Origin of the sequence: Mariniflexile gromovii (assembly GCF_017814435.1) — a bacterium.
GTDB classification, from domain to species: Bacteria; Bacteroidota; Bacteroidia; order Flavobacteriales; family Flavobacteriaceae; genus Mariniflexile; species Mariniflexile gromovii.
Map to the genome: position 1 here is coordinate 143,012 of NZ_JAGJCB010000005.1, position 13,674 is coordinate 156,685.

Consider the following 13,674-nt stretch of genomic DNA (forward strand, 5'->3'; position numbering starts at 1 on the left):
ATAATGAAATATATAGTTACTTTCATACTTTTTTTAGCCGTAACGGTTAGCATATCTGCTCAAACACCAGAAAAAATAAGCTATCAAGCCATTATTCGAGGAAACAATAATAGTTTGGTGGCAAACTCTAATATAAGTATCAAAATTCTTATCCGTCAAGGTACCATCACTGGTACTACGGTTTATGAAGAAACCCATACTGGCACCACCAATGCTAGTGGACTTGTAAGTTTGGTTATAGGTAATGGTACCCCGTCAACGGGTAGTTTTAGTGCCATAAATTGGTCTCAAGCTTCTTATTTTATAGAAACACAAGTAGATCTTACAGGAGGTTCCAATTACAGCGTTATTGGAGCTAGCCAACTGTTAAGTGTCCCTTATGCACTACATGCTAAAACCGCTACCAGCATCACGGGACCAAACCCTTATAAAGCAGCTATCATTCCTTTCACTGCTTCTAGAACTATTGCGAGTTCGGATGTAAACAATACGATTGCATGTACTGCCAATGCCACTTTAACATTATCCTCCAATTTTTCTTCCATGGCTATAGGAGATACTATAAACTTTGAAGCCCATAATGGTGCTACACTAACCATTAATGCAGGTTCTGGTGTATCTCTCAATTATACCGCAGGTGGATCGGGGCAATATGTAAGTACCTCGGGCAATGTACGGTTTGGTATGCTTAGAAAAACAGGAACGAATGCGTATATAATTTCAGGACAATGAGGTTTATAATTTTATTTTTACTTTTTTCCACAGCGGCGGTCTCGCAGAATTACCATTATAGCCTAGACCAACAGGAAGCAGATGTTATAGCTCCTACGGCACCCACCAATGTAGTGGTTAGTAATATAGCAATTTCTGCGGTTGACATTACTTGGACAGCATCTACAGATAATGTAGCGGTTACCAATTATAATATTTACAACAACAATACCTTAATAAAGGCATCTATTGGCAATGTAACGTCTTTTACCCTTACGGGATTAGCTCCTTCCAATAACTATAATATAACTGTTAGAGCTTTAGATGCTGCTGGAAATATTTCCAGCAATAGTAATGCACAATCCTTTAGCACTATCGGTACTCCTGATACAACGCCACCTTCAAATCCTACCGGTTTGATAGTGAGCAACATTACTGAAACCACCGCAGACCTTTCATGGACCGCTTCCACCGATAATATTGGTGTTGTAGATTACCAAGTTTACAATAATGGAATACTTTTAATACCGTCTATTGGCAATAATGGTACTTCTGTTAATTTAACTGGCCTTACACCTGATACCAACCACAGCTTAACGCTTCGTGCAATAGATGTTGCTGGAAATATATCCGAAGACAGTAATACAATAAATTTCACAACCCTGTTTGTAGATACTGTTGCACCATCAATTCCAACAAATTTAGTGGCTAGCGATATCACGCAATCTAGCGCCACTTTAACTTGGACGGCATCTACAGATAATGTGGCTGTGACCGATTATAAAATTTACAATAATGGTGTTTTATTAGTGGAATCAACCGGTAATGTAACTACTTATTCTATAACTGGGCTTAATGCTAATACAGTTTACAGTTTAACTGTTAGCGCTATTGATGATGCTGGTAATAAGTCTGAGGTTAGCACTACTACAGAGTTCACTACACTTGCTGTTCTTTTAGCGGAAAACATGCGTGAAGAAATACCATACTTCAAGGCCTATTTACTCCCTTTAGCTGAAAAAGCGAATTTACAAAATGCTTTAGATACTTATGGTGCTGTTAGATTAGAAAAAGGCGATTATGGTTTTAATAACAAAACAGTCATTACAATGTCAAGTAATCAAAAATTATATGGACACCCATCATTAACACAAACACCCAAAATAGCTATAACTTCCGGAAGTTCAAATGTTGAAATTCAATGTATTTGGAATGAAGAAATTGAATTTTTATCAGGTGCACCAATTAAAAACTGTTTACTAAAATCTATCAAGTGGTCAAATATAGTTACTACGGGCGGAATGTTAGAGGACAATTTATTCATTGATGTTAAATCCAGTATTTTATTTGATATGAGTAGATCGGGCTATTATCGTAACAATAGAGTATATAGGCATCAAGTGCATATACCACTTGCATTAAAGATTTTAGGAAATAGTGCGACTCCTAGCTACGGTAATGTTCATGTATGGTCTAATTGGTTAACACCGAGGGCTGAAGGAGTCATATTAGATAATATAGAAAGTATTACCTTTTTAGGCGGGGATTCTGAAGGATGGAATGGTAGTAATTTAACAACCAAAGCTATGTTTACCGCAACTAATATGGGAACTTTAAAAATAACAGACTTGGGAGGGGGAAATGGTTATTGCCCGGGATGCGAAACACCAGCTTGGGATATTCAAGCAGAAAACCTTTATTTTTATAATAAATATATAAGTAACGTAAGTCCTTATAAAAGCGTTGCAAGAGCAGGCACAAATGTATTTAGTGTAAAAACTTTAAGCGGAACGGAATTATACGATGTAGAAACTGGAGGTATACATTTTAAAGCACATCCTAGTAATAGTGATGGTTCTCAATATAATTCTGTGTATTTAAATGGGGTTGAGCAAACTGCTGTCACTATTACTGACCCTACATTACAAGAAAAATTAACAAGTATGATTTTAGGTCCCCAATATACCCCCATTGAAAGATACAACTGGGAAACACTTCCAGACCCTTTAGGAACGAATTGGGAAAGTGAAAGAATAGGGAAACCTGATAGTAAACAATACATTCAAAACTTGATAGATACTAATACCATAGCGGAATTGCCCGAAGGAGTTTATTACATAGGATCATCATTAACTTTAAAAGCAAATGAATTTATCAACCAAGGTATCATTGGATCGGGGACAGGTAAAACTGTAATATGTGGTATAACAGATGATTTTCCTTTAATAACTATAAATTCAGATCCAAACTTACAAATGAGTATTCATTTAGCACATTTAACTCTTCAAGGGGGTAGTAAAGGAATTTATTTTCCGAAAGAAACCCGTCTAATAGCTTACAATATATGGAAATATATCATTTTTAGAAATCAATCAATAGGTATACATTTCCATGAGATGTTTGGTTTTGATAATAATTATTTAGAATATGTAAATTTTGTGAATTGTGGAACTGCTATTTTTAATGATGGTCTTGAAAATACTGGTCAAGATAATTGGTATGAAAGTGAATTAGGTTATATGGATAAAACATTTTATTATAGATGTCAATTCATTAATTGCGATAATGCATTGGAGTTGCAATCATACCGTGCCAGTGGCGGAAATACTTGGATGGAATGTAAATTTGATGGTAATAAAAAAATTGGAGATTTTTCCGGAAATAATTACCCCATTTTTGTTAATAGCGATTTTACTAATAACACAGGTGGAAATTTAACTGGTAGTTTCTTATTTGAAGGTGAACCAGGAGTTTTTTGCAACTCAAATTTTAGTGGAAACTCTTCCAACTATATTTTTAACACTAAAGGCTTCATATCATATGGTTCTAACTTCCTAGATACTGTAACACTGTGTTCTCCCGATGTTCACTGGGACCAAAGTTTTTATGTATTTAATAGCACCTTGAATGGTCTGTTAGGTGGCGGACGACGATGGAATCAAGGCTGTTTCGTAAACAGTAATTTTGCCTTGCAACCAGAATTGAGCAAGTTGTTTGTAAATATAAGCGACAGTGTAAACAAAACAATTATAGATGGCACACCAAACCCCTATCCTCAATTATTTGTAAAACATTAAGCATAATAATTTCTCTTTAATCAAATATGATAATCTTATAAACATTTAAAAATTATATCATTGTCGTATTTATTTATTAAAACTTCAAATTCATTATTGGCGATTCTTCTAAAAGTTTGTCCAAAAATAATATATTGATATGTCAGATACATTTATTTAAATGAGATTAAAATCTATAATTATCAACTCCAAAACATCTACCACCAAATCAGAATCTAAATAAAGTACATAATCAATTTTATTTTAAGATTGAATCAAAACCTTCTATATAATTTTTATTATTATCTAAAAGTTACAAACATACCCGAAAGCCAGCCTCAATATACATAAGTATGCGTGTTTTATTATATTAGTTTAATATTGAACTTACAAACGCTGTCATCACGTTATTAATATCTAAATAATTTTCAGCATATTTACGGGCATTTTTCATAATCGTTAACCGCTCACTTGTTGATAAAGCTTCTTCAATTCCTGAGTTTAAAGCTTCTTGATTTTCGGCAGCAACTAGCACCCCCATGTTATATTTTTGGGTTAAAGCATATAAACCAGAATCTTGATTGGCGGTAATTAAAGCCAAACCACCTACCGATAAAATGGTGGTTAATTTGGAAGGCATCACTAAATCGCTGGCCTTGGCTTTTTGTATCACTAAATGCACATCGGCCATATTCAAGAATTTGTTAAACTTATCCATAGGTTGCAATGGAAAAAACAAAACACTGTCTAGCTTAAAAGAAGATGCCATGGTCTGTAATTTTTCCTTATAAGGTCCAGAACCACATATCACAAATTTAATGTTTGGTTGCGCTTTAAAATTATCCGCCGCTTTTATAATACTTTCAAGTCCTTGCTTTTCGCCTATCGCCCCAGAATATAACACTATTTTATCGGTAGCTAAAAAACCAAACTCTGTTTTTAAAATTTCTTTATTTTCTAAAGGCTTAAAAAATGTCGTATCAGACCAATTAGGAAATAAAAGCACCTTTTTGTTTGTTTTCTCTTCTATTTTTGAAATCATTTTTTCGGAAATACTACTTATAACATCAGTGTTTTTGAAAATAAATTGTTCTACTTTATACAAAAGATTAATCACTTTTGGAGAACTAATCATATTCAAGTCTTGTGCTGCCTCTATTTGCATATCTTGAATATGATATACCGTTTTAGATTTTTTAAATACTTTATAGAAATAGCCCAATAAGCCAAACTGAAATGAGGGCACTACGGTGATGACGGTATCATACTTCTTTTTAAACAGCAATACCACTAATTGAAAAAAGGCAGATACCATAAATGAAACATCCAAAAGCATCCGCTTTTTACCAGATGGTTGAGATGGCACATACATAGGGCAGCGATACACCGTCATTTTTCCACCAGAAGCAAATTTTTCAACTTCCTTTATATACCAAAATTTATTTTTTTTATAAGGTTCTTGTACACTCCAATAAGGATAATAAGGATAAGTGGTTACCACTGTGCAATCATACCCTTTATTTACAAGCCAATACATCATTTCGCCACTATACTTCCCAATTCCTGTAGGTTCAGGAGTAAAATTATAACCTATAAGTAGTATGCGTTTTTTCATAATTTATTTTTGTTTTTAAACCAGTGCCACATTCGTGCACCAATACATATAAAACCTAATCCCAGGGCAGAACCTACTGAACCCCAAACCATATCGAGGAAGTCTACGGAACGCATGGGTCTAAAATACTGGCCTAATTCGGCAAGAATAACTAGGATCGTTAAAAGCATCCAACTATAAATCCACCTAACTAAGGGTTGTTTTCTATAATTTAGGTAAATACCTAGTAACATTCCTAAAAGCACGAGTGGAACTGCGGTTCTAATCGCCATAAATTCGTAGCTATCTACCCAATTTTTTATCCAAGGAGGCATAAAACGCATCTCCCCTATTATGGGGCTGCTTACCCAACTTAAGTACAATACCAATATGGCACCCACTATAACAGACATCCAGATAGTAACTGAAAATAATTTCATTCTAAATATTGATGTTGTGCATTTCATATAAATTAAAACTGCTTATCCGTAAACGATCATAAACAACTGTCTCATTGAGCATTGTCGAAAGCAAAACGTGTTTTGGTTGCAGGTAGCTCATAAAGCGAATCGAGAGGTTATTTAAACTTATTAACTTTAAAATGAGGTCTTGATTTTAGTTTATCTTGAGCACAGTCGAATGGCTCGACCTGCCATGGTGAGTATAATTGTGATTGATTATGACATTCAAAAAATTAAATGTTCAAATTTTATAAACACTTCATGCAAACTAAACTTCTTTATTAGCTAAAGGATCAGACAGTTCCTTGATTCTACAATAAATTTGCGTAAAATAAGACATCTTTAATATGGCAAAAGCAAAACCTTTAGAGCCATCTTTCCAACCACCATAAAAGAAAAAACTTCCAAAAAAGTAAACAGACCCTATTAATGGACTTTTGATTAGTTTATATTTTATTTTTTGTTTCCAAGTCAACTTTTCTATTTCACTCTCGTTTTTAAACGTTTTTAAAAATCGATAAGCTTCCCATGAAGCATATTCATTATGCTTGGTCATGTAATGTGAAACACCTCTAAAATCGCGATGGTCTATTTTGCTTTTTATATGCCCTATATTACCATCTAGTATAGGGTGTTCATGAATTTCCATATCTAAATTACTCCACTTATCTTCATCTATTTTCTCATACTCTCCTGCTCCTACTTGAAATAATGCTAATTTATTGAGTGGATACCCCCCTTTTAGTTTTTTCCCCATAAAATATATAGTGTAGTTAAGCCAAAATCCTATATAATTTTGTGTGTCGATTTTCTGTCTTAATTCACTTTTAAAAGCATCTGTTAAATATTCATCAGCATCTAAAAACAACACCCATTTCGTTTCTAAATCATAGTTACGCAAAAACCAATTTCTCTTTTTAGGAAATTTACCATCCCAAACAAAATTCACTACCGATGCGCCTTGTGACTTTGCAATTTCAATGGTATTATCTGTGCTACCAGAATCAATGATAACGATATGTTTTGCAAAATCAGTACCAATAGCTTGTAAACAACCTAGTAAGTTTTTTTCTTCATTTTTAACTGGTATTGCAATGGTTAAATCGAGTGTGTTCATAAATTCTTATTATAATTGATTTAAATATTTAATTAACTTCATGAATGCCTTCCAAAAAACGTTCTTTTATTGGTTTACAGGGGTGTCCCGAACACACCATCCAAGGTGGTTGGTTTTTAGTAACAACAGAACGCGCTCCAATAACAGCACCCTCACCTACCGTTATACCTGGATGGATAAATGTTTCGGCGGCTATCCATACATAATCTCCTATTTCAATAGGTTTTGTATAGAGTGGAAAACCCATTTTCGTATAGTCGTGGGTACCAGCTACCAAATGTGCTCCTTGTGAAATAACGGAGCGCTTCCCTATGCTTATTTTACCTTGACAATATAAGGTAACTCCATTGGCGATACCACACTCATCTTTTAAAACTAAATTCCAAGGAGCCCATATAGTTACCTTTGGATACACATGAACGCCCTTTCCAACCGAAGCACCAAAAAGTTTTAATATAAAGTTTCTCCATGCGTGGAAAGGTTTTGGAGAGTAACGAAAGAACAAAGTAGCTATAACATTCCATAACAATCGCGCCAATCGATTTTTTAAACTAAAAGAAGGTCCAGAATGTGTATCTGTGTTGGTCATGTTTTATTTTAATTATTGATTAAGTTTAAAAAAAACAGATATGTCTATGAATCCAGTACTTTAGTTTTCCAGCTATGTACCAGAGCTTCTATAGAAAAACATGTTTTAAAACAAACCTCTGCATGATTCCCCATTATTTTTTTGTTTTCCTCTGATAAATTTATCCAATCTGCCAAAAGTTTTGTTGTTCCCAAAAGGGTATCATTTTCAATAAAACCACCTTCTTTATTTTGTATTTCTTTACAAATATTGATTTGGTTTGATATTAAAACGGGTTTTTTACAAGCTAGCGACTCTACCACAGCTATTCCAAAATTTTCTTGGTGACTAGGCAACACAAAGGCTTCACTGTTATAAAAAGCGCCCCATTTAGCAGCACCAGATAACATGCCTGGAAAAAAAATTCTATTTTTAAGTACAGGATTATCATTTATTTTTTTCAATAATGCTTGTCCGTACTCGGTTTCTATCCCTGGGCCAACAATAACTAATGCAGGAATCTCAAAATCGCCCTTATTGGCATCTTTATTTATCTGTTCCCCATTTTCCTGAAAGTTTGCAGTTAAATAAGCAGATGGATTTAATATGATCTTTTTATAAGCTTCTATTAATAAGTCTACCCCCTTTTTTTCATTAATCCTGCTTAAAAACAACAAATATGGTCTCTTTTCTAGCCCTTTACAGCTCTCAAAAAAAGCTTGATCCATTTTTGGATTGTATTGCGGAGGAGCTTCCACACCAAGACCTACTATAAATTCGTTTTTTGGATGATAAGGCATGAATGGTTCTTTGGCGAGTTTACTTTCTTCTTCGCAAGTAAATAACAAACCATGGGATGCGTTAACCACTTTATTTTCAATAAATTTCCAATACAGCCAATTGCGAATGGCTTTTAAACGTCTGCCTGATGCTTTTTGAAAATAGGGATCCAACATACCATGTGGCATTACCAAATATTTAGTACCAGTATTTAAACCTTTATTATCTTTTCTGTTTTTGAATGCTTTATATACCGCATATGAATTATATAACCATAAACCATGTACTACAACATAATCAAAACGGTCGACATTAGTAGCTAACCAAGATTGTAAATCTGGGTTATAACCCCAAGGATTGGTACTTTTGCCTAAAGCATGCCATTTAAATGATTGGTTTATTACAAATCCATCTTCTGGGTTGTCTAAACTTACTACCTCATTTATAACCCCTTCTAATGCGAGACTCGATGCGATGATAGTAACTGCTTTACTAACACCTCCCAACACAGGATCCATACTATTTACTACATGTAAAACCTTCATTACTCAATTTTTTGCTCCAAAATTAATTCGTAATGCTTTTCTATTTTATCCAATGCCAAACATTGATTAAATCTTTCTGCATTATTTATCCCCTTATCAATACAGTCATGGCGCTCATGCTCTGACAAATTGATTACTTTATTTAAAACTTCTGACGCTTTTTTTAACCAAATTTCCATCTTAGTTTCACTATCAATCGGCATTACAGGCATATAAAACGCTGCATCAGCCCCCACTTCATCCATAGGCGATTCATTGGTGGTTATTACCAAACAACCCGATGCCATCGCTTCTGCTATGGGCCAACCAAACCCCTCTGCTAAAGATGGGAATAGAAAAACCGATGCTCCATTATAAAATTTATTAATAAAAGCATCACTCACTCCTGATAAGAAAATAATATCTTTCTTGAATATAGAATCTTGAAATATACTCAATAAGGCGTCATCAGGATTTTCACCAATTAAAATTAGTGGAATTTTATTTTGGAAATGAGTGCGCCAATAATCATATATTTTAATTATTCCTTTTCTATTTTTATACCATTGATTGCCTCCTATATGTAAAATATAACCCTGATGGCAATCAATATTAAAACTTTCACTAAGTTCTTTCCTAATGATATCTATACTTTTAGTTTGAGGAGAAAATTCTCTATTCAAACCATTATATACTACTTCGGAAAGTAAAGGTTCTTTTTTCAAAAATGATGCTAAATCTATTTTAGTTTTATTTGAAACTGATATGAAATTCTGCCCTTGAGAATATCCATTTCGAATTAATTTTTGATACCATTTACCAGAGAAACCCACATTGTTAAATGGTATTTGTCCTAAAGCGGATTGTTGTGCTAAAAAATCATGACAATGTATAACGTGATGCCTTTTCTTAACATATGGAACCCAAGGCCCTAAAGCATGATCACAAAAAACAAATAATACATTCTGATCGATACGTTTTATTCGTTTTTTGATTGAAATTGGAAAAATAATATATTGGTCTATATACCCAAGCCACTTCTTTAATTGGTTTATTTTTGAAAATTTAACAAAGATAGGACTGGGTGTCCATACCTGCACATCGTGTCCTTTATTTTTCATCCCTTCAAACAACATATTTGAAAAACGAGGCATACTTTGGTGATGTGTAAAGCTAGGATGTGTAAAAAATATAATTTTCATATCAGGCTTTAAGTTTTTTAATTAGTGATTTTTGATGATGCCAAAATTAATCCCCCTATTAACGTACTAAAGCCCAGTACAGTGGGTTGTGCCCATTGACCTTGCATTATAACCATCAATCCAACACTTAGAAGTAACCATGGTAAAATATTATCAAACTTTAAACTTTGGTAACTTTTTATAGTAATATCAGCGCAAAAAGCAACTCTTAATAACAATAGTAGAATACCTAAAACAAAACCCATCTCGCCAACAATCCTTAACCATTCTTGTTCGGCGATTAAAAAAGTAATCTCTTCTCCTTTAGTTGTTAGAAGAGCTGCTCCAACATTGGTACCCATACCTAGACCGTAACCGAAAAATGGCAAATTACTTTCGGTAATAGCTTCTATCATTCCACCAAAAAAGCGATCCAATAAAGAAGTAGAAACCCCTCCTTCTACTTCACTCGCCACCTCAAAACGGTTTGTAAAAGCTTCTGTTGCTGTAGCAAAAAAGGGGGTATTACCTAAAATAACTAAAGCTATTGCCATCAATACTACAAAAACAAGCATTCTTACGAGAAACTTTGGCTTGCTAGCCACAGAAATGATTGTAAAAATAAAAGTAACCGCAATAGAAAACATTAAGGTTCTGCTTATGGATAAAGGAATGGCTGCCAATAAGGCCACCGTAGCTGCTATTAAAATAATTTTATTGACCTTTACTTTAGCTAACCAAAAGTAAAAAATATAACACGCCGAAAAACTAAAAAACAACACATTGCCTGTAGTAAATGAAAATGTACCCGATGGCCTGAAATACCCCATGGCTCCACTAAAGCCAGCGCCTTCGGTATCACCACCGATACCTCGGTTTACCCAAGCCGATTGGGGGCTGTAGAACTGTAAACCTATAAGTACTGCCATCACTACAGTCATTACTAAAAGTACCTTTCCTATTTTAATAACATCGTCCAAATCAAATACCTTACCTATTATAAACATAACAGGAAAATGTATAATTAAAATACGTGCACCAAAAAAGGTTACCATAATATTACCATGCCCAAAAACCAATGCTGTACTAACAGCTATAATTGTGATTAAAGACATGGCCAATACATAAAAATTGGCTTTTATGACATTGTGTTTCCAAGCTGTATAAATTATCCAAATGGCTAACGGATCTCGTACAATTAATAAAGGTGTTGCTAAAAAAGACAAAAACCATTTACGTAAGGCGCCTTCAAAAACCAAAAGCAGAAAATAAATCCAAATACCATTTTTTATAGTATTAATAATGGCTGCTTCTTTTGTTAGAATTTCCGTATGCCCCTTTAAAACTTTATCCATTATCCTTTTGATATCGCTTCGGCCAACTCGTCGCCATATTTGTGCCATGGGCGTTGCTTAGCCGTTTCCAAGGCTGCATTACCTACTTCTTCTATTTTTTTTGGATTTTTAATTAATGCCGCGATACATTCTTGCAAATCTTCGGTAGAACCTGCTTCCACAAGCCAACCATTAACATCGTGCGTAATAAGATCTGGCCCTACCGTTCTATCGGTGGTAATCACAGGAGTCCCCTGAGACATGGCTTCTGTAATAACCATACCAAAGCCTTCAAACAGCGATGGAAATAACAACACATCATGTGCCTGCATTTGTTCTAAAACGGCATCATGGGATAAACTAGGAATCCAGTGGTGTTTTTCAAGGGCTTTGTTAAGCGGTATGCAGTCTTCGGTACTTTTTCTACCAATTACTGTTAATTCAACATCTGGTAATAAATTATCAACAGCGGCAAACATGTTTGCAATGCCTTTACGCTGCGATAAGCCCCCTACAAATAATAATTTTAAAGGCCTGTTCCCCATGGTATAGGTTCTAGACTTAATGGCTTTTGGAAAACCGTAAGGAATTACCTTAATGGGTGCTAAGGTATCTGGATAATCTTTTAAACTCTTGGCTGTAAAACTACTTGCCACAAAAATGGTATCTGCTAAGGCGAGTTCTTTATCTTTGCGCTGAAGCTTAGATTCCGAATCCATAAAACCTGTTAGGGTTGATGCCCACTCTGGCCACATATGTATCTCATTTTCAAGAAGCCTTCTAGCCGCTCGCCAATACCCAATGGGCAAATCGTATAAACAACGGATATGCTGTTTTTTAGCTTCTTTAAATGAGTAGTAAGCACCATCTTCATAGGCATAAACAGCATCTAAACCATTTTGTGATGATTTTTTTAAACTTTTAGCTACTTTTTTATCTAAATTTTGATACACCGAATCAACAGAAAACAAACCTGTTTCGTGCTTAACCAAAGATTCAATACCAAATTTGGAAGCTGCCAAACGCCCCAATTCCATAACAGGGGCTGTTTTTGTAAATGGTTTTAGTTCCAATTCAAAATGCCGTCTGCACAATTCTTTAAAAGGTCCTACCGAACTTAACTTATTAAAAAAGTCGCCTTGAAATGTAGCGACACCCGTATGAAATTCATAAAGCATTTGAGCATTCAAGATGCCATTAACAACGGCACGACTATTTTGGTTACTTGTTGGGTGTGATATAATTATCTTCATCTAATAGCTGTTGTTTAAAACATTATTTATGCTTTCTATATATTTTTCGCCAATAAGATTGGAATGATGATTCTTTAAATGATTATTGGCAGCATTTTTTAGTTTTTTTTGTAAAACAGTACTATATAAAAGTTCTACAATATTTTCAACCATGTCATTTAAATCACCTCGTTTAAATATAACTCCAGCTTCACCTATTGCTTCAGGTAAACCGCCACCATCTGAAACTATTGGAATGCATCCACAGGCCATTCCTTCCAATGCTACCAATCCAAATGGTTCTTCCCAAACAGATGGAACTAAAATATATCTATGTTGATTTAAAACTCTTACTAACTCTGTGCCTTTGAGGGTGCCTGTGAAATTTACAAATTCATTTAATTGAAACTGGGAAGTTAATTTCAACAAGTTATCTTTTTCCTCGCCATCACCAATAATTGTTAAATTCAATTTATACCCTAGTCTAGATAACTCATGAAGTGCTTTAATTGCCATATCTGCCCCCTTATCGGACACCAACCTTCCTAAAAAGACAAAGTCCATGCTCTTCTCAACATCCTTTAGGACTTTAAAATCTTCTGCTCTATAAGGATTCATAATAACATCGGCTTTTTTAAAGCTTTTAATTCGCAATGCATTACTAACTGCAATAACTTTATTTGCTCTTTTGAGCCATAAGAGTTTTAACTTATCTTGCCATGCTAATTCATTATCGAGTCTACATATCCAAGTATGAAGTACTGTAACTAATGGCTTTTTCAAAAATAACAAAGGCCATGATGCACGCAACACTGGATTGTTTTCTATTACAAGATCAGCCCATTTAAATTCATTTATTATTCTTGCCAAACTAGGATTTCTAATTACTTCAAAAGGTAATACCCCTTCATGGTTTTCTTGAGTCCATGTTATAACTTTAACCGAATATTTTGCTTCAGCAAGGGTATTTGCAAGAAACATAGACATCACTTCTATTCCTCCAACAAAAGGAAAAAATTTATGAGACAAAATTAATATCCTATGAGATTTTTTTGAATTTTTATAATTTTCTATTGAATCCATAGTTCTTTCTATCTTCCCTCATTTAAATAAAAC

11 protein-coding genes are annotated in these 13,674 nt (G+C 34.3%); 2 read left to right on the forward strand and 9 right to left on the reverse strand.

Annotation, left to right across the window (positions count from 1 at the left end; genetic code table 11):
- The first annotated feature begins 3 nt into the window (after positions 1-3).
- Both J8H85_RS07695 and J8H85_RS07700 read left to right on the forward strand, forming a co-directional pair.
- The gene (locus J8H85_RS07695) at positions 4-732 is read left to right on the forward strand and encodes a hypothetical protein (protein ID WP_209654203.1); all 729 of its coding nucleotides are present in this window, start codon (positions 4-6) and stop codon (positions 730-732) included.
- Positions 729-3,788, forward strand: a complete 3,060-nt coding sequence (locus J8H85_RS07700; RefSeq protein WP_209654205.1) for a fibronectin type III domain-containing protein — start codon at positions 729-731, stop codon at positions 3,786-3,788. Before J8H85_RS07695 ends, J8H85_RS07700 begins: the two co-directional genes overlap by 4 nt.
- Positions 3,789-4,137: 349 nt before the next feature.
- Here J8H85_RS07700 and J8H85_RS07705 read toward each other — a convergent pair whose 3' ends face one another.
- The 9 genes from J8H85_RS07705 to J8H85_RS07745 form a co-directional block, all read right to left on the reverse strand.
- A complete protein-coding gene (locus J8H85_RS07705; protein ID WP_209654207.1) occupies positions 4,138-5,382 on the reverse strand; it encodes a WcaI family glycosyltransferase in 1,245 nt (414 codons plus the stop codon).
- The gene (locus tag J8H85_RS07710; RefSeq protein WP_209654209.1) at positions 5,379-5,801 is read right to left on the reverse strand and encodes a VanZ family protein; all 423 of its coding nucleotides are present in this window, start codon (positions 5,799-5,801) and stop codon (positions 5,379-5,381) included. The genes J8H85_RS07705 and J8H85_RS07710 overlap by 4 nt, the downstream gene beginning before the upstream one ends.
- Before the next feature lie 289 nt (positions 5,802-6,090).
- The gene (locus J8H85_RS07715; protein WP_209654211.1) at positions 6,091-6,939 is read right to left on the reverse strand and encodes a glycosyltransferase family 2 protein; all 849 of its coding nucleotides are present in this window, start codon (positions 6,937-6,939) and stop codon (positions 6,091-6,093) included.
- A gap of 28 nt (positions 6,940-6,967) precedes the next feature.
- Positions 6,968-7,528 (reverse strand): DapH/DapD/GlmU-related protein, encoded by a 561-nt coding sequence (locus J8H85_RS07720; protein WP_209654213.1) that lies wholly within the window; start codon positions 7,526-7,528, stop codon positions 6,968-6,970.
- Positions 7,529-7,572: 44 nt separating this feature from the next.
- On the reverse strand, positions 7,573-8,832 hold the full coding sequence (locus J8H85_RS07725) for a glycosyltransferase (RefSeq protein ID WP_209654215.1): 1,260 nt from the start codon (positions 8,830-8,832) through the stop codon (positions 7,573-7,575).
- On the reverse strand, positions 8,832-10,013 hold the full coding sequence (locus J8H85_RS07730) for a glycosyltransferase (RefSeq protein WP_209654217.1): 1,182 nt from the start codon (positions 10,011-10,013) through the stop codon (positions 8,832-8,834). The genes J8H85_RS07725 and J8H85_RS07730 overlap by 1 nt, the downstream gene beginning before the upstream one ends.
- 17 nt (positions 10,014-10,030) lie before the next feature.
- Positions 10,031-11,347 carry a hypothetical protein gene (locus tag J8H85_RS07735; RefSeq protein WP_209654219.1) on the reverse strand — a complete coding sequence of 439 codons (1,317 nt, stop codon included), beginning with the start codon at positions 11,345-11,347 and terminating at the stop codon, positions 10,031-10,033.
- Positions 11,347-12,579 carry a glycosyltransferase family 4 protein gene (locus tag J8H85_RS07740; protein WP_209654221.1) on the reverse strand — a complete coding sequence of 411 codons (1,233 nt, stop codon included), beginning with the start codon at positions 12,577-12,579 and terminating at the stop codon, positions 11,347-11,349. Before J8H85_RS07740 ends, J8H85_RS07735 begins: the two co-directional genes overlap by 1 nt.
- Positions 12,580-13,641 (reverse strand): glycosyltransferase family 4 protein, encoded by a 1,062-nt coding sequence (locus J8H85_RS07745; protein WP_209654223.1) that lies wholly within the window; start codon positions 13,639-13,641, stop codon positions 12,580-12,582. It lies immediately after the preceding gene.
- Positions 13,642-13,674 lie beyond the last annotated feature (33 nt).